Annotated in this window: 20 protein-coding genes; 5 read left to right on the forward strand and 15 right to left on the reverse strand. The window is 45.2% G+C overall.

The genetic code is table 11. From position 1 onward, the window contains the following. Positions 1-14: 14 nt before the first annotated feature. The 7 genes from murC to AC5JPT_RS06955 form a co-directional block, all read right to left on the reverse strand. The gene (gene murC, locus AC5JPT_RS06925; protein ID WP_493857587.1) at positions 15-1,454 is read right to left on the reverse strand and encodes a UDP-N-acetylmuramate--L-alanine ligase; all 1,440 of its coding nucleotides are present in this window, start codon (positions 1,452-1,454) and stop codon (positions 15-17) included. An 85-nt stretch (positions 1,455-1,539) separates the two neighbouring features. Then, positions 1,540-2,625: an undecaprenyldiphospho-muramoylpentapeptide beta-N-acetylglucosaminyltransferase gene (murG, locus tag AC5JPT_RS06930; protein ID WP_493857588.1), complete on the reverse strand. Its 1,086-nt coding sequence runs from the start codon at positions 2,623-2,625 to the stop codon at positions 1,540-1,542. A 277-nt stretch (positions 2,626-2,902) separates the two neighbouring features. Continuing rightward, entirely contained in the window at positions 2,903-3,874 is a 972-nt protein-coding gene (gene gshB, locus AC5JPT_RS06935) for a glutathione synthase (protein ID WP_493858444.1), read from the reverse strand. A 64-nt stretch (positions 3,875-3,938) separates the two neighbouring features. Then, entirely contained in the window at positions 3,939-4,643 is a 705-nt protein-coding gene (gene pyrE / locus AC5JPT_RS06940; protein WP_493857589.1) for an orotate phosphoribosyltransferase, read from the reverse strand. 61 nt (positions 4,644-4,704) lie between these two features. Further along, positions 4,705-5,715: a hypothetical protein gene (locus AC5JPT_RS06945; RefSeq protein WP_493857590.1), complete on the reverse strand. Its 1,011-nt coding sequence runs from the start codon at positions 5,713-5,715 to the stop codon at positions 4,705-4,707. A 94-nt stretch (positions 5,716-5,809) separates the two neighbouring features. After that, positions 5,810-6,649, reverse strand: coding sequence for an SDR family oxidoreductase (locus tag AC5JPT_RS06950; RefSeq protein WP_493857591.1), 840 nt, complete (start codon positions 6,647-6,649; stop codon positions 5,810-5,812). A gap of 94 nt (positions 6,650-6,743) precedes the next feature. Then, positions 6,744-8,846 carry an Lnb N-terminal periplasmic domain-containing protein gene (locus AC5JPT_RS06955; protein WP_493857592.1) on the reverse strand — a complete coding sequence of 701 codons (2,103 nt, stop codon included), beginning with the start codon at positions 8,844-8,846 and terminating at the stop codon, positions 6,744-6,746. 241 nt (positions 8,847-9,087) lie between these two features. On the opposite strand from AC5JPT_RS06955, the gene ampD reads away from it, so the two are divergent. The 3 genes from ampD (at position 9,088) to AC5JPT_RS06970 (ending at position 12,178) form a co-directional block, all read left to right on the forward strand. Next, positions 9,088-9,693 carry a 1,6-anhydro-N-acetylmuramyl-L-alanine amidase AmpD gene (gene ampD / locus AC5JPT_RS06960; protein ID WP_493857593.1) on the forward strand — a complete coding sequence of 202 codons (606 nt, stop codon included), beginning with the start codon at positions 9,088-9,090 and terminating at the stop codon, positions 9,691-9,693. Positions 9,694-9,843: 150 nt separating this feature from the next. After that, positions 9,844-11,394, forward strand: coding sequence for a murein biosynthesis integral membrane protein MurJ (gene murJ / locus AC5JPT_RS06965; RefSeq protein WP_493857594.1), 1,551 nt, complete (start codon positions 9,844-9,846; stop codon positions 11,392-11,394). A gap of 145 nt (positions 11,395-11,539) precedes the next feature. Then, positions 11,540-12,178, forward strand: a complete 639-nt coding sequence (locus AC5JPT_RS06970) for a hypothetical protein (RefSeq protein WP_493857595.1) — start codon at positions 11,540-11,542, stop codon at positions 12,176-12,178. Positions 12,179-12,193: 15 nt separating this feature from the next. On the opposite strand, the gene AC5JPT_RS06975 is transcribed toward AC5JPT_RS06970, so the two are convergent. Then, a complete protein-coding gene (locus tag AC5JPT_RS06975) occupies positions 12,194-12,799 on the reverse strand; it encodes a GNAT family N-acetyltransferase (protein WP_493857596.1) in 606 nt (201 codons plus the stop codon). A gap of 246 nt (positions 12,800-13,045) precedes the next feature. On the opposite strand from AC5JPT_RS06975, the gene ribF reads away from it, so the two are divergent. Continuing rightward, complete coding sequence (gene ribF, locus AC5JPT_RS06980; protein WP_493857597.1) at positions 13,046-14,128, forward strand: riboflavin biosynthesis protein RibF; 1,083 nt, start codon at positions 13,046-13,048, stop codon at positions 14,126-14,128. Positions 14,129-14,209: 81 nt separating this feature from the next. Here ribF and AC5JPT_RS06985 read toward each other — a convergent pair whose 3' ends face one another. The 4 genes from AC5JPT_RS06985 to AC5JPT_RS07000 form a co-directional block, all read right to left on the reverse strand. Next, positions 14,210-14,449 (reverse strand): DUF2789 family protein, encoded by a 240-nt coding sequence (locus AC5JPT_RS06985; protein ID WP_319051398.1) that lies wholly within the window; start codon positions 14,447-14,449, stop codon positions 14,210-14,212. A 293-nt stretch (positions 14,450-14,742) separates the two neighbouring features. Beyond that, positions 14,743-15,732 (reverse strand): malate dehydrogenase, encoded by a 990-nt coding sequence (locus tag AC5JPT_RS06990; RefSeq protein ID WP_493857598.1) that lies wholly within the window; start codon positions 15,730-15,732, stop codon positions 14,743-14,745. A gap of 364 nt (positions 15,733-16,096) precedes the next feature. Next, positions 16,097-16,738: a T2 family ribonuclease gene (locus AC5JPT_RS06995; RefSeq protein ID WP_319051396.1), complete on the reverse strand. Its 642-nt coding sequence runs from the start codon at positions 16,736-16,738 to the stop codon at positions 16,097-16,099. Between the two features lie 522 nt (positions 16,739-17,260). After that, complete coding sequence (locus AC5JPT_RS07000; protein WP_493857599.1) at positions 17,261-19,393, reverse strand: lytic transglycosylase domain-containing protein; 2,133 nt, start codon at positions 19,391-19,393, stop codon at positions 17,261-17,263. A 347-nt stretch (positions 19,394-19,740) separates the two neighbouring features. Here AC5JPT_RS07000 and miaB point away from each other — a divergent pair, with 347 nt between their 5' ends. Continuing rightward, positions 19,741-21,234 (forward strand): tRNA (N6-isopentenyl adenosine(37)-C2)-methylthiotransferase MiaB, encoded by a 1,494-nt coding sequence (miaB, locus tag AC5JPT_RS07005; protein ID WP_493857600.1) that lies wholly within the window; start codon positions 19,741-19,743, stop codon positions 21,232-21,234. Positions 21,235-21,415: 181 nt separating this feature from the next. On the opposite strand, the gene AC5JPT_RS07010 is transcribed toward miaB, so the two are convergent. The 3 genes from AC5JPT_RS07010 to AC5JPT_RS07020 form a co-directional block, all read right to left on the reverse strand. Beyond that, the gene (locus AC5JPT_RS07010; RefSeq protein ID WP_493857601.1) at positions 21,416-22,153 is read right to left on the reverse strand and encodes a LysE family translocator; all 738 of its coding nucleotides are present in this window, start codon (positions 22,151-22,153) and stop codon (positions 21,416-21,418) included. 134 nt (positions 22,154-22,287) lie between these two features. Next, the gene (gene argE, locus AC5JPT_RS07015) at positions 22,288-23,538 is read right to left on the reverse strand and encodes an acetylornithine deacetylase (RefSeq protein ID WP_493857602.1); all 1,251 of its coding nucleotides are present in this window, start codon (positions 23,536-23,538) and stop codon (positions 22,288-22,290) included. 91 nt (positions 23,539-23,629) lie between these two features. Continuing rightward, a complete protein-coding gene (locus AC5JPT_RS07020; protein ID WP_493857603.1) occupies positions 23,630-24,283 on the reverse strand; it encodes a UPF0149 family protein in 654 nt (217 codons plus the stop codon). Between the last annotated feature and the right edge of the window lie 172 nt (positions 24,284-24,455).

Here is a 24,455-nt window from a genome sequence, read left to right on the forward strand (position 1 = left end):
TCCTAAGTTTTAGCTTACTTGATATAAAGGTTATTGGCAGCCAAGTCGACAGCAATCTGTCCCACGTTACCTGCACCTTGCGTGATGAGCATATCATTGGCTTTTAATAAACGCTGCATAACAGGAGCTAGATTGTCTTTATCAATAATCGTTGGCTCAACTTCACCGCGCAGACGAATACTGCGTGCTAATGATTTGGTATCAGCGCCTGTGATTGGGCTCTCACCTGCCGAATAAACATCCAATAGTAGTAGCTCGTCCACACTTGATAACACATCAACAAAATCATCGTAGCAATCGCGAGTACGGCTATAACGGTGCGGCTGGAACAGCATAACCAAACGACGATCAGGGAAGCTTTGGCGCGCGGCTTTGATAGTGGCGTCGACTTCTTTTGGATGATGACCATAATCATCAATCAATAAGACATTGCCATCATCGATATCTACAGAAGCATGCTGTTCAAAACGACGTCCTACCCCTTCAAATTTCTGTAGCGCACGTTCAATCGCTGCATCATCCACCCCTTCATCAGTTGCCATCGTGATAGCGGCAAGCGCATTGTAGACATTATGAGTACCAGGAATGTTCAGCGTCAAACGCAATGGCTCACGGTCACGGCGCAATACAGTAAAGTGTGTTTTGGTACCTTCAGTTACCAAATCGATAGCTTGTACGTCATTGAAAGGCTCAAGTCCGAAAGTCAACACAGGGCGGCCAATATCATCAATCATTGCATACAGCTCAGGATCATCACCGCAGACCACTGCTAAGCCATAAAACGGCATATTCTGCAAAAACTGAATGTAGGCGGCTTTTAGTTTATCAAAGCTGTTTTCATAAGTTTCCATGTGATCTTGGTCAATGTTAGTCACGATTGCTGCCATCGGGCGCAATGATAAAAATGACGCATCAGACTCATCTGCTTCTGCTACCAAGAAACGGCTGCTACCTAACGCTGCATTTTTACCAGAAGCATTTAGCTTACCGCCAATCACATAAGTAGGATCTAACTGCCCTTCTGCCATCATCGTGGTAAGTAAACTGGTCGTCGTCGTTTTACCATGAGCGCCTGCAACTGCAATACCATGACGATAACGCATCAATTCACCAAGCATATCAGCACGGCGTACTACCGGTAGACGCGCTTCAAGCGCTGCCTTCACTTCAGGGTTACTGCGATCAATTGCTGATGACACGACAATCACATCAGCGTTAGCGATGTTTTTGGAATCATGACCAATTGATATCTCAATACCAATCTGCTGTAGACGCTTAGTGACTAAGCTCTCTGCAATATCAGAACCACTCACTTGATAGCCTTGGTTGTTCATTACCTCAGCGATACCGCACATACCTGAGCCACCAATACCAATAAAATGTAAATGCTGAATACGGCGCATTTCTGGTATTTCAATCAAACGCTTAGGCAAGGCTTTGGCAGAGGTAGACATAAAATTTTCTCTTTATTAAAGGATAATAAAAATTAAAGAACAGTAAAATGTGATAAATGAAAAATAACGGGTGGCAAGGCGTAAACTACAGCGCTTGCCAAATAATATCAGCGACTTGCTGACTTGCGCTACGATTGGCTAAGGCATGACCCTTTTTTGCCATTGTTAGGCAGTTGTCGCGATTGAGTACCGCAAGCTCATCATGCAAACGCGTCGCGGTCAGCTCAGACTGCGGTAATAAGATTGCCGCATCATGTGAGGTCAACGTGCGAGCATTCGCCGTTTGATGGTCATCAACGGCATGCGGCAGTGGTACAAATATAGCGGCAATACCGACATTTTGGATTTCGGTCACTGTCAATGCACCAGCACGGCAAACAATCACATCTGCCCAGTTGTAGGCTGCGGCCATATCATTGATAAAAGGCTGTACGGTAAATTGATGCTTGCTTAAATCTTGCTCGCTATAAGCCGCCTGCGTGGCAGCTTCGTTGTTGCGTCCACATTGGTGAAGGACTTCGAAGGGCTTATCTAATAGAGCCAGCGCTTTTGGTACCGTGTCATTTAATACTTGCGCACCAAGTGAGCCGCCCACAACTAATAGTTTAAGCGGTGCATTATCACTCACATCGTAGCGTACTACCGGTTCTGCAACCCCAGTGATGGCATTACGCACAGGGTTACCGACAGTTTCAAGCTTGGTATCCTGCTCACTATTGGCAAAGGTACTCTCAAAGGCTTGCAGTGTCTTTGCAGACAGCTTAGACAGGTAGCGGTTGCTCATACCAGCAATAGCGTTTTGTTCATGGATAATCAGCGGCGTACTGGTCAGACGTGCAGCCAGACCACCCGGCGCACTCACATAACCACCGAACCCAACGACCACGTCGATTTGATTACTGCGAATTATTTTTACAGCAGCCATCGTCGCTGATAGCAGAGTGACAGGTAGCTTTAATAGTCGGCCAACGCCTTTACCGCGTAGTCCCTGCATATTGATGGCATGAAAAGGATAACCTGTCGGTTCAACCAAACCATTTTCCATGCCATTTGGGGTTCCTAACCAATGAATCACCGCGCCGCGACGGGTCAACTCATCACTTACTGCAAGCGCTGGAAAAACATGCCCGCCAGTACCAGCTGCCATCATCAATATCTGCGGTGTTTTCATGAACGCCTGCCTATCTTTGCTTTATTTATATGAAGAGTTTATCTTGCTGCTACGATGCCACTAACCAAAAATAATGACATGGCAAAAGCCCGCATAGTATAGAGGAAATCATTGGCTTGTATACAGTACTTTGTGCAGCAAAAACAACAAAAACCTCAGTCGTGAGCTTGCACGACTGAGTACTATATATTACTGATGAACAATCAAGAAGCAATGACTGATTTCACGCCAAAACATAGATGTTGTATCGTCAGAATACGTCTTGAACTGGGAGCAACTATACCGTAAATTTATTTTCAATCGCCATGATAAAGTCGGTTGCGATATCAGTACCGCATTGGTCGTCGATCTCACGTACACATGTTGGACTAGTGACGTTAATCTCAGTGATGCGCCCACCAATTAAGTCTAAACCAACAAACATCAGACCTTTTTCTTTGACAATCGGTGCCACCACTTCTGCCACTTGGCGCTCGATATCAGTCAATGGCATGGCAACACCGCTACCACCCGCTGCTAGATTGCCTCGCGTCTCGCCTTTGGTTGGAATACGTGCCAAGCTATAATCGATCACGACCCCATCAACGATTAGCACACGCTTGTCACCGTCTTTGATCTCAGGTAGATAACGCTGCGCCATAATTGGCAACGTCTCAAGCTCCGTTAGCACCTCAATCGTTACGCCAATATTAGGACTATCGGCAGTTAGACGAAAGATACCTGTACCGCCCATACCGTCTAATGGCTTGACGATGACATCCTGCTGTTCAGCGATAAACTGACGAATATGCGCCTGCTTGCTGGTCACAATCGTTGGGCTCATATATTCACTAAACCATGTCGCAAATAACTTCTCATTACAATCACGGATGGCTTGCGGATCATTGACCACGAGCACGCCTGCCGCTTTTGCATGATCAAGCATATAAGTGGCGTAGATAAAGCGCATATCAAACGGTGGATCTTTGCGCATCAAAATCACATCGTAATCACTGACCGGACCTGTTGCTTTATCGCCCAATGTATAAAAATCTGTAGGATCGCGCTTCACGGTAAGCGGCTGCGTGTCGATCATCAACTGCCCACGGTCCAACCACAAGTCATGAATCTGACAGTAACCAAGTTGATGTCCACGGTCCTGAGCTGCCCACATCATAGCGAGACTGGTGTCTTTTTTATAATTGACCCGCTCGATAGGATCCATAATAACGAGGATCTTTAGCGGTTTCTTTTGGTTTTGTTGGCTCATTGTTTGACTCATAGTAAGGCTCACTTACGTTATATTGTTGATATGAAATAAACTCAGTGCTCAACTATACGCCGTACTGCTCACGATAATGTTGCATTTTGGCTAATTGGGTCGCGTCTTTATGCTGGCTTTTATCACTTGCCAAATAACTGATCAAGTCATCGATATCAACCAATGCACGTACAGGCACTTCTAGTGTCGCCGCAAGCTCTTGGATAGCAGAGTGTTCAGCTTGACCTTTTTCTTTGCGATCAAGCGCAACAATAATACCCGCAACACTGGCACCTGCCTGCTCCAAGATCTCGACCACTTCACGCATGGCTGTGCCTGCTGTAATGACATCATCGAGTACCCATACCGCTTTGCCAGTCACATCTGCACCCACTAAATTACCACCTTCACCATGGGTTTTGGCTTCTTTGCGGTTGTAACCCCATTTGGCGTTAATACCATGGTGTAGCCACAACGCTTGCGCGGTCGCCGCGACAAAAGGAATACCTTTATAAGCCGCACCAAAGATGACCAACTCTTGCTCATCGTTTTTGTCATCTGCTGCACACACTTGCTCTGCTAACGCGTCTGCGTAACCACGTGCTAGCAGCGATAACATCTCGCCAGTCGCAAGCAGACCTGCATTAAAAAAGTACGGGCTGATGCGACCAGATTTGAGGACAAACTCACCAAACTTTAGCACATGGTTATCTAAAGCCAACTGAATAAATTGATGAGATGAAAACATAGTATCTTGCTGGTATGGTGCGTGAGGCATTATTACATTCCTATCAGTAAAAAGAGGGGCAAAAAACTGGCATTATTGTACGCATTATTGGTCAGCTTGACCAACCGTTGATTTCATAATCCTGCATGTTGGCATAGCGAGTCAATAAACCACTACGCGACGAGAGGTTAAAGTAGCTCTGACCGTCTGCGCGTACTTGTATTTCCCAACCCAAGTGATATGCAGCAGCAATGATGTGTCCTGCAAATACTCGAATCTGGCGATACGCATGTTGCTGCGCAGGCTCACAAACGATTTGACTGAGCAAATAACTGCGCACGTATTGGCAGATTTGCGCGGCACTATAACTGTGATTGATACTTTTACGGGTATCACATTGCTTAAGCACATGGACAGCGACGCTACATGCCATAATATCCGTGACCAAGCTGCCCTCACCTGTCTCAAACTGCTGTGGATGCAAAATCACTTGCCAGTCATCTGCATACATACTGCTCAACAGCTCATCAGGATTGTAACGCTTTACTAGTGCTCGTAGAGAGGCTGAAGGCTCATTAGCGCTGCTATCGTTATCTGGCTCAGTCTTTGCGGCACTATCAATAGGTGCAAACCCATAGCGATGCAGCTTTGGATAGGCGCGAATCGCCTGCTGAATGTCTGACATATCTAGTAATGTCATACCCGATAACGGTGATACTAATGGCTGCTCACTGTGATTCTGATAAAAACTATCAGGTAGCTCGATGAGCTGTGCTGCACTAAGTAGTGACAAATGCTCGGCCAACGCTTCTGATGCTATTAGCTCCCACTTCGACAAGCTGGACTCAGTCGGCTGATAAAAACGCGTCGAGTTACCATAAAGCCGACGCAGTTGACCATCTAGGCGACGCGCAGGCTCAGGAATATCACTTAGGGGGCGAGCAGGATCAAGAGGCGATCGTTTGGGATCAAAGTTGGGATGGACAATCGCAGGCTGGTGCGAGTCAGCTAGCAGAGACGATTGCTCAGTCTGTTTTTGGACATGACCTTCTGCAAGCTTACCGCCTTCTGCTGCACTATTAGCATTAGATAAGCGGTTATCAGAAGTAGAAGGCTGGGTCATGAAATCTCCATAGACTATAAAATATAAAACAAGTAAGAGCGAGTGAACAAAACGGCTATATTACATTTGAAAGCATTCAAATGTCCTTAAGAACTTACTGTTGATGATCCAAAATATCACGATACCCTATCTGCCAGTCAGCGTACTCAAGCCAAGCTAACGGAATATTGCTGTGCAAGCGTTTTCCTGTCACTGATGACTTTTTATCATCAATAGCAGGTGCTGTTTCGCCGATTTGCTCACTCAGCCAAACGCCAAGCTCAAAGGTAGTCACAGGCCGATAGTCTGTCGCAATATAAAGCGGCTTTGGCGCGTCTATCTTCAATACATTGGAGATAATAGTGACCAAATCACGGTCCATAATACGGTTACTCCAGTGCGCGGCGGCTACTGGCTCTTTTTGTGATTCGCGAGCTTTGCGTAGACGCATAAGTCGCGCGCGCCCATAGATACCACTTGGACGGATAATAATCGCCTTATTACCAAAGCCTTGCTGCAGTGCTTGCTCTGCTTGCAACATAACCTTTGATGCATCGCGCGCAGGCGTGATGGATACAGTATGCTCATCAATCCACTCACCACTATCCTGTCCATAGACACCAGTAGAGGAAATAAATACCACACGCTCAAGGTTGACTAATTTTGAGGCAAGGGTTGCCAGATGCTGGTTAATTGCCAAATAGCTATCGTGATAGCCGCTAGCTGAATACTCATCAGGGGTGACGATAATAGCAATGTGAGTGAATGGGTCTAACTGCTCCGCGGTCAAGGTCAATGCATCCGCTTGCAAAAAATTAGCGCTATCCACCAAATCATAATGCTGACGCTCACTGCGCGCAAGTCCCGTCACAGACCAACCTTCTCGTGCAAGGGCATTAGTGACTGGTAGGCCGATATCACCCTGTCCAATAATTAGTAAATTGTGCGTGCTCATGCAGCGTTTTCCTTTTAGTGTAACCCTTACCAATAAAATTACTACAGCGCTTAGCATCGACTTTTTTTATATCAATACTTAACTAACCCAAGGTTTAAAAGTACCGTCTGTACGACAGTTGTATGTCATCATTAGCATCGACGCGCTCCTGCCAGTCGTAGTTGGCATTGATACGTAAGGCTTGTTTTTTATCGATATCGTATTGTAGCCCAAGGCTTGATATCGGCTGCCAGTAATGACCTCGAACGTCAGACTCAGCGCTGTTGCCATGATACCAATATGGTAATTGTAATTCAGCTTGCGCACGTAACTGATTGTTAATCTGATAACGACAGCCCGCATTGATACCAGCCCCTACGCGAAAGCCTTTATTGAGACCTCGCCCTGCTTGCGCGGTACCCGCCAAAAACGTATAGCATAGCTGCGGCGGCATCTCACCCGTACCTGTGCTAGGTGTGCCAAATGCCCAAGACCAACCTGTCTCATAACCCACACTACCAACCAAATGGTCCGTGCCCGCATCTTGTGACCCATCATTCACTCGCGTCGCCTCGATACTCGCGCCCCAAGTTTTGCCTTTTTTGGCAGAATTGACAGGATTAAAAGAGCGTCCTCGAATCAAGGTGGCGTTTTGTAAGACCACACGCTCTGGTTGATTGGGTTTGTTATCATCGGTGTCATATAGACGCACTGTCGCCGCCAAACCTTCTAAATTAAAAAACTGCGGATACCCTGAAGCACGGTCAAGCGTATCATGAAACCCAGCTCTAAACCCAATATCAACATAGTCGTCATCGCCGCGTTGCCCTATACCGATAGTGCCAAGCTGTAGTGGATGCCTGTCTACTGGATTATTATCTGACGGCTCGATTTGACGCTTGAGTAATGCCTGATTGTCGTCTGACATACTCGATATAGCATTGAGCTCTGCAGACTTTATTTGGTCAAGTGTTTGCCTGGTACTATCTTGATAGCCTAATTGCCTAGGGCTTGAGTTTTTCTCGTTGATCTGCGCTTGTCGCAAGGTATTATCGGCAGGTGTGTACATGGTACTTGCCAAAAGGTTCTGTTTACCTAACAGTTGAACCACATCGGAGGGAACGACAACATAAGCCATTTCATTCAACAGACTCTGCTGCGGGCGAACCACGTCGATAAGTCGTAAAATCTCAGAGGAACAGTTGTCCGTAGTAAAGTAATACGGCATTTTTAGCTCTTTGGTTTCCCACACATGGCGCATGATCTGTTGTACTTCACTAGGCGTGAGATTCAATTGATACGTCCACGTATCACGCTCATCGTCTTGTAGATACTTTGCCAGCTTTTCTGGATAAGGATCAATCTCTATAGCACTGTCATAACGACCTATCATAGATTTGGTCGCATAAACTGGAAAGCTATCATCTGGATCACCATCAACCGTATAGTTGAGTGCATACGCCTGACTGATCTGATTGGGGTCTGCTACGCTCAATTTTGAATCAATACGCAGTAGCGTGTGACCAAAAGCAGAGAGTGGGTTGTCCAAATACTCCTCAGCAAATACAATGGATAGCTGCTCAGGTGCCAATGTCGACATCCAATCATCCAGCTCTGGACACTCAGCCGATAGACGCGCATTATCAATAGCTAACGTTTCTTTTAGCCATGCCACTCGCGCTGGAAAACGGCACAGAACAGAATCGTTATTCGCTTGAATATGAGTTTCAGTAGTGACTTGGTTACTATGGATAGGAGATGTCGTTTCTTTTGCAAGAGCTACGAGCGTAGCATCTAGCTCCGCTGCTGCATCTTGTTGACCGCGCGTGCTCAAAAAGAAGCTTGGATCATCAACCATACTCTTCGTTTGCTTTTTTGCAAAAATACGGTTTTGGTCATCATAGAAGTACAACATACGTCGCCATGTTGTATGCTGTGCTAAATTGTCAGTTTTTACCTGCTTACGCCATGTTGAAAGTAGCTGCTCTGTCGTTATACTGGAACCAGAATCAATATCATTTTGAGCACCCTGCACAGCCTCATCCGGATATGCCATCTGGATAGGTACAGTAGCATTTGAGTCAGTAGTGGGTAATTCAGATGACTGTAGATCTTCCTCTATGACAGATAAAGGCGTTGGCAAAAATGCCTGTGCGGGTGCAGAGAGTAGTAACGCTGCTACTGCCAAGGATAATGGTGCTCGCGGGTTAAGTCTCATCAGATTACAATCTCCAAACACGAACGTTAGTTCTATGGATATGAGGCAAGCCCTCATACGTTATTACTTAGACGCCATTATTTACACGTTATTAGCGTGCCTAAGATCTACTGGCTCAGGGACGCCGATAACATAGACAGCCTACTATCATTGAAGCCCATTCGATAAAAAGATATCTGACGGCTACTTCGATAGGTCATCTATCACACTACTATGAATACTATTACAAAAAGAGAGCGTCATGCCCACTTTATCAAACGCCACATCATTTACGTCGCCAATGACCATTACAGACGGTTTATTATCCGCAGCAACGTGGCTGACTTCGCCGAACTACAATAGTCGACCACAAGATGTCAATGTCGATGCGATTATCATTCACAACATCAGCCTACCACCAAACGAATTTGGGGTTTGTGACTCTAATGACTTACATTACGTAAAAGCGTTGTTTACCAATCAACTAGACTGGGATGCGCACCCTTACTTTCAGACGATCAAAGGGGCAGAAGTATCAGCACACCTGTTTATCGAGCGTAATGGCGCTATCACCCAGTTTGTCAATTTCAACGAACGTGCGTGGCATGCTGGACGGTCGAGTTACTTGGGTCGACCTGAATGTAATGATTATAGCATTGGCATCGAGCTTGAAGGGTCAGATTTTGTGCCCTTTACTTCTGTTCAATATGAGACGCTTGCAATGGTAGTCGCGGCTATCTATAACGCCTACCCCAAAACACAGCGACATTTGACAGGTCATAGTGATATTGCGCCGGGACGCAAAACGGATCCTGGTGATTATTTTGAATGGGTAAGGTTGCGGCAGCTGGTTGCCGAATCATCTTAGAGCAGCGTCGCCCTGTGATAAGAATGATTTCCATACCCAATCCATTTATCTCAGTGATGAAAGTGCTATAATTCGTCAGTTTTTTGCAGTAGCAAGTCAGTATACAATCTCGTACACAACCCTATAAACACATTGGCAAGATAGGTTCTCATGGCAAAAAGTCGGTTATTTCGTTCAACCATGGTAGTCAGTAGCATGACCATGTTGTCTCGTATTTTGGGTTTGGTACGCGATATTGTATTGTTAGGCGTTTTTGGGGCTGGTGGGTTGATGGATGCCTTTTTGGTCGCCTTCAAAATCCCAAACTTTTTGCGACGACTGTTTGCCGAAGGCGCTTTTAGCCAAGCGTTTGTACCCGTACTGTCTGAGTACAAAGAAAAATACAGCTTGCAACAGGTACAGATTTTAGTCAGTCGCACCTCAGGCGCACTGCTGATGGTGTTGTCGATGCTGACAGTAGTGGTCATCTTGATCGCGCCTTGGGTAGTCACATTGTTTGCCCCTGGATTTGCTGATCAGCCCGACAAGTTTGCTATCACTGCTGAATTGCTTCGCCTCACTTTTCCCTATTTGCTATTCATCTCTATGACGGCTTTTGCGAGTGGTATTTTGCAGAGCTACGGCCGTTTTGCAGCACCTGCCTTTGCCCCTGTGCTATTGAATTTATGTATGATTGGTGCTGCGCTGATTTTTGCGCCGATGTTTGATACCCCCATTATGGCGCTTGGCTATGCCGTGGCAATCGCAGGTTTACTGCAATTCTTGATACAACTGCCGCAGCTATGGCAACAAAAACTACTGGTCGCGCCCAAGATTGACTTTCAGCACGAAGGGGTACGCCGTATTTTAAAATTGATGCTGCCCGCTATCTTTGGTGTGTCTGTCACCCAGATTAACTTGTTATTAAATACGGTTTTTGCATCATTAATGATTGGTGGGTCGGTCTCTTGGCTCTACGCCGCCGAGCGTATGAGCGAGCTACCATTGGGATTAATCGGCGTAGCGATTGGTACGGTCATATTACCGAGTCTATCCAAAAGCGAAGCCCAAAAAGACGATGTCAATTTCAAAAAGACCATCGATTGGGCAGCTCGCCTAATCATCTTGGTGGGTATCCCAGCTTCGGCTGCACTATTTGTGCTCGCAGATGTATTGATGCAGGCGCTATTCTTACGCGGTGAGTTCACCTTACGTGATGCACAGATGAGCTCGCTCGCCCTACGTAGTATGGCAGGCGGTATATTAGGATTCATGTTGATCAAAATCTTTGCGCCCGCTTTCTTTGCACGTCAAGACACCAAAACCCCCGTAAAAATCGGCATCATCTCTGTCATTGCCAATATGGTCTTTAGTGTGATCTTTATTGGGATATTTTACTTTTTAGAGATACCATTACATGGTGGCTTAGCGCTAGCTACGACTGGTGCTGCGTTCGTAAACGCAGGTTTGTTGTATTACTTCTTACACAAACGCAATATTTTCCGTTTTGGATCTCATTGGAAAAAACTGTTTACACAGTTTGCCATTGCGACTGCCTCTATGATTGGCGTCCTTTATCTCATGCTGCCCTACTTCCCCACCAATGATGCTCAGTGGCAACGTATCATTGCCCTCATAATTATGTGTGTCGTGGGAGCGCTCGTCTATGGCGTGGTATTGTTGGCAACAGGCTTCCGCCCTCGCCAGCTAAAACATGGATAGGTCAACGTGCATATAAACCAAACTCCAGAGAAGTTGATAATTGGCTTACCAAACCAAAACAAGCTTCTCATGAGAAATGACAATGCGTGCGACGGTTAGTTGTCATAATTGGTTATGAATAAATAAACGAAACATGAGGTTTGATATGACAACAAAACAGCCTATTCAGCGCTTACCGTTTTTACTGATCACTGGCCTGCTGAGCGCTGGACTACTGCTGAGCGGTTGTAGCAATAATGATTCTGCCGACGTAGATACTGCTAACAATACTGAAACCACTACAGATAACGAAGAGATAGCGGCTGCCGCAGATACTTCAGATACTTCAGACGAGACCATGTCTGAACAAGAAGATACAGTGGGTAGTGCTAGCGATACGGCAGTAGTATCAGATGATGCTGAAAACGAAACCATGATCGATGATGACAATATCAACCCAGTTACTGCTTCAACCACACAAAAAAGCCTAGTAACCAATCCGACTCAAGCGGGCACGCCAGAGGACACGGTCAAAAAAGCATTGAACAGTTTGTATTATGGTGAGGTAAAAGACGCCGTATCATACTACCAAGTCGATATGGCAAATTTTGAGGAAGAGCTTGCCAATACTCAATCAGCATTTCAGCAAACTGTTGAAGGCGTTACTATCACGGACACCCAATATAATGACGACAAAACTCGTGCTACTATCACAGGTGAGCTGATGCTAAAAGGACAGAGCGAACCTGCGCCATTGACCTACCAGCTACAAAAGATAAAAGGCCAATGGAAGATTTTGGGTTAAGGCGATTCAGGCTTTTTACACATTGTCATCTAAGGTTACTTTTTTGCCAAGCATCACAACATCAGCGATAAACCCATCCATATCGCACACTTCTGGCATATATCCCCATTGCTCAAAGCCAAGTTTATGGAACAGTCCTAAACTTGGCTTATTATGAGCGAAAACAAGCGCAACGATATTGTTAATCCCCAAACTTGGCGCTTGCGTCAACATCCAGTGCGTCAATAGACTACCCAGCCCTTTACCCTGGTAGTCTTTATTCAGATAAATACTGATCTCAGTGCTGATATGATACGCAGTACGCGCATACAAATCACTAAAGCTACCCCATGCAACTATGGGTGGTTTTGTACGCTCTTCCTGATGGTTTTGTTCAGGCAATGCCTTTACTACATAAATCGGTCTGGTCCCACTCTGTAAGTGTTCGTCAAACCAAGCTGCACGCTCATTGACCGTTACTAATGCTAAGTTTGCCGTGGCCTGTTTACCAGGGATACTTTGATTATAGATTGCTAAGACTTCTGCTAGATCTTCTCTACTCGCGCGCTGCACAACAAACTGATCGGTTAGCTGATGTAGTAATAACTCAGTTGTAGTAGCGTTCAAGGCAACATCAGACATAAGATCTCCATATTTATTTATATTTTTTGGCATTACTCATCACAGTCACACGGGTAACACAAAAAGGTGCAGACCTTTAGACTCATAGAAAACAGGCGTTCTAGGTAGGCCATACTTGCATTATCCATAGACTATAGGATGTTAGTGCGGCTATTTTACTTTATAATGGCTAGTTTTAGACACATCGATTTTGAGTATAGATGTGTTTTTTCGTTTTTTATCTGGTCTTATCATAGCTGAAAACTTATGAAAACCTATTTTCTTGAGCAACTGATTGCCTCACCAAGCGCCGCATCTACTGGCGATAGCTCAGTAGAGTTGCCGCCTTGTGTACTCAGTATCGGTAATTTTGATGGCGTGCATCTTGGTCATCAAGCGATGCTGGCACAAACGCGTGATATCGCAAGCACCAAAAATCTTACCGCAGCAGTCATGATATTTGAGCCGCAACCGCGTGAGTTTTTTGCGCCGGCCAAAGCCCCTGCACGTCTGACCAATCTAGCAGAAAAGCAGGCACTACTAGCAGAGTATGGGGTTGAGACCTTAATTGTGGCAGGGTTTGACACCGATTTTCGCTCACTCTCAGCGCAGGCATTTGCAGATATACTGGCCAAGCGTCTTAATGTAAAAGCATTGGTACTGGGTGACGACTTTCGTTTTGGACATGATCGTACTGGTGATAGTCAGTTTCTGCGCGGTTATGGTTTGGATGTGACTAACTTGCATACGGTCACTGATAGCAGTACTGATCATGGCGGTACTAGTAGCAACGATATTGTTAGTACGAGCAACGATGATGTACGGATCAGCTCTACGCGTGTTCGTGATTTATTATTAGCAGGCGATATTCATACTGCCAACAGATTGCTTGGGCGTGATTACGCTATCACGGGGTTGATTGTCCGTGGTGACCAAATCGGTCGAACGATAGACTTCCCTACAGCAAATATCGATTTGCAGCGACTAAAACCTGCGCTGCATGGTATTTTTGCAGTGGATGTCGTGAGCTTGGATGACAATGGTGACGTCATTCCTGATGGTCTCGTTACTCTTGCTACTGACGGTAATACGGGTGTTGTAGGGTTACGTTCACATAGCTTGTTTGGCACGGCCAATATAGGCAAAAGGCCTTCGGTTGATAAGGGTGATGACTGGCGACTAGAAGTACATTTTCCAGAGTTGCAGGCTGATCTATACGGACTGCGTGTAGAAGTGCGCTTTTTGCACTTCTTACATGGTGAGCGTCGCTACGATGGCTTGGAAGCATTGAAAAATGGTATTAACCAAGATGTCGCTGATCTACTTGAATGGCGTAACCATCAAATATAGTATTTGATGTTACTTTATCTACGAAAAAACCCCACAATACTATCAGTATCGTGGGGTTCTTTATATTGATTCTATGCGTTATTAAGCATCAGGGTGCAGACGAACATTCAATTCATCAATTGTCTCTACCCATACCGCATCTTTGCTCCATTCTTCTTGCAAAAACATGCGTTGGTTGTCATTCCAAATATCAGATTCTGTTAACTTTTCTTCTTTTGCTAATTGATTATCTTCGATAAACTTATCAATTGCTTCATCAGAGCTCTCTAAACCTAACTGAGCAAATAGCTCATTCATATTATATTCTGGTTCACCCAACATACTTTTCTCCTTAAATAGTACGTGTAAAATCATAGTTATTATTCAAATTAACACGTTTATTGTAGCAAGCTTTAATCTAATAGCTGTTAATCCACGTTTATCTAACGTTATCAATTGTATTAACGGTAATCGGCACATGGCCATTTGAAATTGTAGATGAGGTCACCCACACTTATCCTATTGCCATTTGGCTTAATATCACAAGCACAAAAAAAGCCCTCATATCTAAGAGGGCTTTTTTATGTTTTTTCTACTTATCACCTAGCTTGAGCTAGCAATATAAAGGCTACATCTTATGGTAGTAGATGTGCTACTGCATCACGCTCTTCGCTAAGCTCTTGCTCAGTGGCAGCCATTTTCTCTTTAGAGAAATCTGATGATACATCAACGCCGTCTACGATAGACCAATCGCCGTTAGTACAAGTGCAAGGGAATGAGTAGATAAGGCCTTCAGCGATACCATATTCGCCGTTTGAGTAAACACCCATAGATACCCAATCGTTCTCATCAGTGCCTAGTGCCCATGTACGCATATGTGCGATAGCAGCATTGGCAGCAGAGGCCGCAGATGATGCACCGCGAGCTTTAATGATTGCTGCACCGCGCTGCTGTACTTCTGGGATATAAGTACCTTCGTACCAGTCACGATCAACAAGATCTAGCGCAGGCTTACCATTTACCGTACAAGTGGTTAGATCTGGATACTGAGTTGATGAGTGGTTGCCCCAGATGATCATTTTTTTCACGTCATTAACTGTGCTGTCAGTCTTGCCAGCCAACTGTGCCATAGCACGGTTGTGGTCTAGACGAGTCATTGCCGTAAAGTTACGTGGATCAATATCTGGTGCATTGCGCTGAGCGATAAGTGCGTTGGTGTTGGCAGGGTTACCGACTACCAATACTTTTACATCACGGCTAGCGACTTCGTTCAATGCTTTACCTTGCGCTGAGAAAATCGCAGCGTTGGCTTCTAGCAAATCTTTACGCTCCATACCTGGGCCACGAGGACGTGCACCAACCAGTAAAGCATAATCGATATCTTTGAATGCAACATTAGCATCGTCAGTTTGGACAATACCCGCCAATAGTGGGAATGCGCAATCTTCTAGCTCCATAACCACACCTTTTAGGGCGTCAAGCGCTGGCGTGATTTCAAGTAATTGCAAAATAACTGGCTGATCTTTACCTAGCATCTCGCCAGATGCAATACGAAATAGCATCGCGTAGCTGATGTTACCAGCGGCACCAGTGACGGCAACACGTAAAGGCTGTTTCATTGACATTGAATACTCCCTAATTAATGATTATGTAGCTTATGATTCTAATTGATGATTATCGTTTTAGATATCGACTTGTTCGCTGCAGAACAGCATGTATAAACCGAGAGCTAGTGTAGCACTTCAGCCTATTGACCGTCTAGATACAGTAATAGACCCACCAGGGACTATATTGTTACATTTTATACGGAAGGAATCTGATATAGGCTTAGCGCCTATGGATAAAAGGTTGTAGCACTACGAAGTACGTTTTATCGTTGCTCGATGAGATGATATTTCGACAAAAACAGACGTTTAATATTGCCAAACATGATCGAGCAGCAATGGGAATGAGACTAAAAAATGCATATAAGAAATGGACAAAAAAAGCCTATCTGCCCCCTGAAATGATAAATTGGCTACCGCAATTATCTACAACATTTTGACAAGAGTCAAAACGGCTGCCTTCATAACAGACATGTATATCAGTCAGGATTGACTGACGGCGACTGCCTTCTTGGCAGATAAGATCAACACTACTCGATGACATGCCACTGTTCAGACGTGTCATTTGACTGATAAACCGTGATTTAGAAACCGTATAGCTGTTACCCGTATTTAGCTCATTGGGTAACTTTAGCCCGCCTGCATAGTTGGTGATTTGCCGAAAGTAACTGCTCGCACTGAGTGGACTACAAGCGCCGTAACGCTGCCACGTTTGGCTGCGTACTGTTGTGTCGGGCATGATACGGTTGACGACTTTTAATTGTAGAGGCGTTAATCGCGGTTCACTACCGCGGCCACAACGCTCACCGTATCCCATGTCTAAACCTGACACTGTCAATGAATACCCTTCTAGACACTGGCGCATGCGGGCTCTGGTCGGCTGCATACTACATAATGCAGGTGTCATCTCGATCATCAATACGCGCTGACCTGTTTTATTCGTGCTAGCAGCATGTGCTGGCATCAGCATGAGGCCTTGTATAAGTAATAAGGCACCGAAACTTGCAGTCGTATTAATGTTATTCATGTGTTGCCTGCCTATCAAATTCGTACGAAACTGCTCTAAAGAATTGGATGTTTTAACTTTTGCGTTTAGTTGTGCTCTCATATGTAATAACGGCTGCGCTTGAGTCGGTAATGAATATCTAGCTCTTGACAATACGGACAGTTTGAAAAAATTTTTGATCATAAGACTGAAGGTAATTAGCAGTGGTAAAACATAGAATACTACTCGAATCACCGTGTCCAAAACATCAAACATGGCACAACTTCAGAGTAAGGCTGAAAAAATATGGACACTAACTAAAGTAATGTTAACAAAACGTCTTTTTTAATCTATAGCAGAAACGTAAACGTTGTCGCCTTCGTCAAGAATTGCGTATTGATCAGACAGGTATTTATCAGATGATTATGTATGAAACAACTGATAAACGACTACATATAAAATAACGGTCTATAAAGTCATTCATCACTGGTCAAACAATCTAGTGTACAAAAATAAACCACTAACAAAAAATTATTAGTGGTTTATTGTCTATAACATCACTGGCTAAAATGAAGCAGGCACTGTACCCATACGCTGACTGATTGGCTGACTACGACCTAAAAGGCTACTATAGATAGTGGCGTTTTCCATCACATGTTTGACGTAATTGCGCGTTTCAGGAAATGCAATCGACTCAACGTACTGATCTGCGGCGATAGAGCCATAGAGTGGCTGCCAGCGTTTGGCATTGTTGGGACCGGCATTGTAACCTGCCGTTGCCAATACTGGCTGATAGTTGAGCTTGCCTAAGATATCACCCATGTACCATGTGCCATAACGGATATTGGTATCGCCACTATTGGCACGGCTCGCACTATAAGTCTCGCCCAGATTACGAGCAATGTATTTTGCAGTATCAGGCATAACCTGCATCAAGCCACTAGCGCCAACATTTGAGCGCGCAGAGGTCACAAAACGACTCTCTTGGCGCATGATGCCATAAGCCCACGCTGGATCAATGCCCGCTGACTCGCTATAACGTACGACTGCACTCTGATGCGGCATTGGATGCGAAAGCGCTAAGCTATCGACTCTATCAGTATTGTCCACCGCATAGATCGCTCGATCGAGCCAGCCCATATCATAAGCCTGACGAGCAGCAGCAATGATTAAGTTGTCATCACGCTTATCACGTGCTTGTTTTACTGCCCAGTTCCATTCGCGGTTGGCATACCCTCGGCTAGCATCAGAATTGTACAAGGCAAAAGCTCGAGCAAAGTTACCATCTTGCATGACACGAGCGCGGTCAGCGGTACTGACATTAGGCAGGTTACTACCACCGAGACGGCTAGCATCGAAACGTTGACCTATTCTATCTTTTGCCATTAAGCCATAGTAATCATTACTTTTTGCGATATTTTGATACATTTTTTTGGCAGTATTGCGCTTGCTACTATCGCTTGATTGCTCATAAGCACGAGCCAGCCAATACTGCCATTGGCTTTCTTTCTGAGTCTCTCCATCCATTTTTGAGATGGCTTCTACGACGTCATCCCAGCGACCGAAACGAATCGCCGCCATGGCATAATCTTCTGCTTCTTCAAAGTTAAAATCATTGTCTAAGCTATTGCGAAACCACTCCACTGCTTCAGCATTAAAGCCATCATCTGTATTGTGGTTCATGCGCTTGACGCCAAGCGTACGATACGCATAGTGGCGGGTTTCGTCGTTTAATAGTCTGACTGAGCGCTGATTGTCTTGTCTAATATCAAACTCTAACTGGATCGCCGCCTCGCGATAAGACTTATCAGCGACTCGGCCGATTGCGTATAAATACAGGTATTGATTGGTCTGGCTGGCAGGTTCACGGCCAAATCGACTAAAAAATGATGATGGATTAAGCTGAATTTCGCTCAGCGCCGAATAAGCAATCGGAGTACCTAGGCGTGAGGACAATGCCATGATATCGCCTGTTTTGCCAGTGCGTAGCATACGCTTGAGACGAGAAGCGCGATCCTGATTGCTAATCAGCGCGTTGTTGTTCATCTCCATCGCTAACTGATCGCACAACGCGGGCTGCTTTTTGGTAGTCAGCCAAACATCAGATTTGGCTGCCATAGCACGCATGGTATCACCGCCATTGTTGAACCCAAGCGCAACCGCACAGCGCTCGCTTGCGTCTGCATTGGTGATGAGATTCGCCACTTGTCTGACCGAGGCATAATCATTAGAACCAGCCTTAGTTTCAGCATAGTCAGATACCAACTTTTCTGCCATCACCGTGTCTGGATACTGACGCACAAATTGTGAAACGGCCGCTGAGCTTTGTGAGTTCAGGTCTAGATTCATACGCCAATAAGTAGGATACATGGCAAACAAACCACCGCTCATGACTTGCTCATAGTTATAGAGCGCGCTCACGTCACCACGGTCTGCAGCAATTGCAGCACCCATAAATGAATCAATACTGGTGTCTTGCTGATAATTTTGCTGGTAGTTACTTTCTTGTTGGTAACTCTCGTTATCACCCCACGTCAGCTCCGCGCAGGCAACTTGCGATACACCAAGCGCGCTCACTGCGGTCGCCACGCTGAGTGCACTCATGCGTAACGTCCCCACTGTAAGTCTTTTTGATATTTGTTTTTGACTGGTAGATTCTTCATCCTTGATGCTATGAGCAACACGCAACTTTGTCATACTGACTCTCTTTATTGTCTCTCTACGAGTATTTGAATAACGGTTCGCTAAGTACCGCCAAGGGTATAGCAGTCATCATACTATACTCATTGTGCTTTCAACTATCTCCTTTACCTTTTGTTAATAAATAGGACAGCACGGTGTAACATAGAAGTGATAAAGAGTATTTATTTCGGTAAACACCCCCATTCATAGTAGTAAATAATTGATACTAATGTAAATTATTTGTCTTATTGACGGCTGATAGGCGATGCTAATTTTTCACATTGGTACCAGGTTGTGATAAAATACGCCACCTGTTAATCGGCTACTCCGCTATATTTTTGGTCAATCATGGACTTATCCTTATGAGTGTTACTGTATTCAATCCCCGCATCGATGACGATGCTGTTGCTGAGACGACTGTCACTGCACGTGCTGTCACCGCACTCAAAGAGCAAAGTTCAGCCCAAGCACCCGTCGAAAAATCAACGACCAAAAAAGTCTTCGTCACTACCCAAGGCTGTCAGATGAATGTCTATGACTCTGGCAAAATGCTAGACGTGCTAGGCGACTCACATGGTATGGAAGTCACTCATGATATCGATGAGGCCGACGTGCTACTGATGAATACCTGCTCTATCCGCGAAAAAGCGCAAGAAAAAGTCTTTTCAGAACTCGGCCGCTGGCGCAAGCTAAAAGAAAAACGTCCTGACCTTGTCATTGGCGTCGGTGGCTGCGTAGCCTCACAAGAAGGTGATAACATTCAAAAACGTGCGCCTTACGTCGATATGGTATTTGGCCCGCAAACCTTGCACCGTCTGCCAGAGCTATACGATCAATCAAACGAGCAACGTGAGATTTCACCAAAGAACCGCATTGGCACGATTGATGTCTCATTCCCTAGCATTGAAAAGTTTGACTTTTTGCCAGAGCCAAGAGTAGAAGGCTATAAAGCATTTGTCTCTATTATGGAAGGCTGCTCAAAGTATTGCTCATTTTGCGTCGTGCCTTATACCCGCGGTGAAGAATTATCACGTCCACTCGATGACGTATTGGCTGAGATTGATAGCCTTGCTGCTCAAGGTATCCGTGAAATCAACTTACTTGGTCAAAACGTCAACGGCTATCGCGGCGAAAAAGACGATGGCAGCATTTGCCGTTTCGCTGAGCTATTACATTATGTCTCGCATGTCGATGGTGTCGAGCGTATTCGCTATACGACCAGCCATCCGCTAGAGTTCACTGATGACATCATTGATGCCTATGCACAATTGCCTGAGCTGGTATCGCACTTGCACCTACCAGTTCAGAGTGGCTCAAACGCTATCTTGGCAGCGATGAAGCGTAACCATACGATTGATGTTTATATCAATCAGATTAATAAGCTCAAAGCCATTCGTCCCGACATTCACTTGTCGAGCGACTTTATTATTGGCTTCCCAGGTGAGACGGAACAAGACTTCCAAGATACCTTGAACTTGGCAAAGACATTGAACTTCGATCACTCTTACAGCTTTATCTACTCGAAACGTCCAGGCACGCCAGCCGCTGAGTTACCAGATGATGTGAGCTTCACCACTAAAAAAGCGCGCTTGGCTGAATTTCAGAAAGTCATCATTGACTCAACGCTTGCGAAAACGCATGAGATGGTCGGGACTACGACTCGCGTCTTGGTTGAACAAGTTGCCAATCGCCACCCTGATTGCTTAATCGGCACGGCGGATAACACCCGTACCGTCATGTTCCCTCATGATGTTGAGAAAATGGATGAGCTGTTGGGTAAACTTGTGAGCGTACGTATTACCGATTTTGTCAGCCCGCACATGGTGAAAGGTGAGCTAATCGAAGTATTGGCATAGTGGTTAAGGTAACAATGGTTAAATTATAAATTTGTGTAAGAATAAAAAAGCCGTTCACTATAAGTAGCGAACGGCTTTTTTGTGCGTGAATGTTAACCATCACTATTCTGATAACCAATCTGTCTTCCGTAACTGCTGCTTAGCCTTTCGGCGACGTTTTAAAATAAACTTATCGGCATTTTTAAACCATAAAGCTATTGATTACTTCAGCCAATAAGGCCGCAGCAATGATAATAAATATTACCCCGCAACCACGATTAAGCCATGCTAAACGATTACCCACATCGAGCCAACTTGCCAGCTTTTTGCCACCTAGCGTATAGACGATCTGCCAAATCGTTTCGCTTAAAAACAAGCCGATGGTCAATAGGACATATTGCGGCCATAGTGGTGCGCTGAAATTGATAAACTTAGGGAAAAATGCCGCAAAGAATAAGATAGCTTTTGGGTTAGATAAAGATACCCAGACACCAGTACGAAACAAGGTTATGTTACTTGGTGCGATTTTAGTAGCTGCACTAGAGAGCGAACGCGGCTTTGGCACATCAACCCTACCTTCCGAGGTAGCATAGTCAGCATAGTCCGCCTCTACCTCCGCACTCAACTCTTTGGCATCGCTCATCAAACTGCCATAGCCTGCATCACGCCATGAGCTGATACCCAAGTAGACTAGGTATATCGCACCCACGGCTTTGATAATGGTCAGTAGCCACGGCGACTGACGACTGATCACATCCAGCCCCAACAGCGTCGATAGCAATAATACAAACAAACCAAGGCTCAGCCCTGCCAACGTCCATAGCGTCCGCTTCACGCCATAGTTCATGCCATACTGGAATGCCAGTAACATATTGGGACCTGGCGTCGCGGAAATCAAAAACGTACTTGCGAAAAATACTGCAAACAGATGCCAAGACATCAACCCACCTCTACTGTTTATATATCAGCGGCTCTGATGCGATCCGCTACACTGCCAAAAAATAAATACCGCCATTTAGGCGGTATTATTTGTACTTGCTCATATTATATACATATGTTTAGTATTTTCATACATTATTTACTTGTGCAGCTCGTTAGTAGTTTTTGCAAAAAAGCATCACAGCGTTCGATTTCGATGAGTTCGACATATTCATCCGCTTTGTGCGCTTGCTCAATACTACCAGGGCCACAGATGATCGTTGGAATACCTGCATTGGTAAACTGACCGCCTTCTGTGGCATAAGCGACTTTGTGACGCTCGTCATCCCCTGTCAGCGCAGCGATTAACGATTGTAACTCAGCGCTATCGCTATCGGTCATGGCAGGGACGCTTTCTTCTTGCATCAGCTCGATACCCGTCTCAGGCGCACGTGCTTGCATTTGAGCATTTAGCTCAGCAACTTTTGCTTGAATAGGCTCGAGTATATCGTCTTGTGTCATGTGCGGCAGATTACGATAGTCAAAGGTGAACTCGCACAGATTGGGGACAATATTAGTAGCTGTGCCGCCGTGTATCGTCCCTACTGATAAGGTAGAATAAGGCACGGTAAACAATGCATCCCCGTCTTCTAAAGTGTCGTCACGAGCGCTCAGCTCTTCGGCTAGCGTATCGACATAGCCCACCAGCTTACTGGCATAGCTGATCGCATTGACCCCTTGAGCAATCAAAGACGAATGCGCTGATTTGCCATGGACACGGCAACGATAAACCGCAATACCTTTATGTGCGACCACCATCGCCATATTGGTGGGTTCACCGACGATACAGTAATCAGGCGTGATGCCGCGCGCTTTTAAGTCTGCCAAAATCAATGGTGCGCCCAAGCAGCCTACCTCTTCATCGAACGACAGTGCCAAATGCAATGGACGTCGCAGCTGACCGCTATTCGATAACTGCACGGCTTGTGGCAATATCGTCAGCGCACAAGCGATAAAGCCTTTCATATCACACGCACCGCGTCCGTATAGCTTGTCACCACGTATCGTCGCGGTAAATGGCTCTGATGTCCAGTCTTGACCATCGACTGGCACCACATCAGTGTGACCAGACAGCACAAGACCATTGTTTACTTGGTCAGCATTTTCGCCAGCGGGTACGGTCACAAACAAGTTAGCCTTGGTTTTTGCCTCGTTAAAGGTCAAATCTACCGCTAAACCCAACTGCTCACAGTACGCTTGCACGTCTTCAATCAACGCTAAGTTGGAATGTCGACTGACCGTGTCAAAGGCGATCAAGCGCGTTAGCCAATCAAGGCTATTACTTGGGTGTGTAGCATGGCTTAACTGTTCGTCATTGCTAGCATTGTCATTAGTATCTTGGATCATAAAATATCCTTATTACGATTTTTAAGAGCTATTTCTCACAAACTACTTCTTAAAAACTAATTCTCACAAACTATGATTGATCAGATTCGTCTTATGATGGATTATTCTGATTCATCACGTCAAGCACTGGTGGCATCGGTTTTGGTAACTTGCCTTCTGCTTGTAGCTCTTTGGTTGTTTTAGCATCGATAGACAGTCCAGCAATCAACGCAATGTCTTTCACATGCTTGCGTTTACGCGTCGCAAAACTCACTGGCACCATACGGGCAAACTCGTAGATATAAAGATAAGACTCTTCCCCACCTTCGAAGTCTTCGTCTTCCTCTAAACGAATCGCCCCAATCTTAGCCAAATCTGAGAGCATCTCGTTCTCTTCACTGGTCAAACCACAATCGGTAATACCAAAACCTGTCATAAACCCGTTCGACCACTGTTTCAATGCCATCACGCGCTCGTACAAATCATGTTCATCATCAGGGATGAGCGGCATGTACGCATAGGCATCATCTTTGTCTTTTAACTGAAACACGGTGTCCTCTGCTTCTTCTGCCAACAAGGTCAATGCAGTATCTGGTAGTGGTGCAAAGCTCAGCTCTTCGAACACCTTTGCCCATGTCGATTCGTCAGGTGCATTACAAGCGGTCATAAGCCCTGTCATCAAGCCATGCACTTCGCTGATGGACACATCAGTCCAGTCATCAAAAGCCGTTAGCCAAGTATTCCAGCCAGAAATATTATCGTTCATAACAGATGTCCTAGTAATTGAGTATGACTCATAAGATAAAAAGAAACTCGATAAAATGTTGGAGACAGATTACCGGTAAATAAAAGTAAAAAGACCAAATCTCGTGCTTGTAATTACTTTGTTGATATAGATATTATGCGGTCACCTATGGCATTATTAAATGCAGCGAACA

Source organism: Psychrobacter sp. H26 (assembly GCF_059073035.1).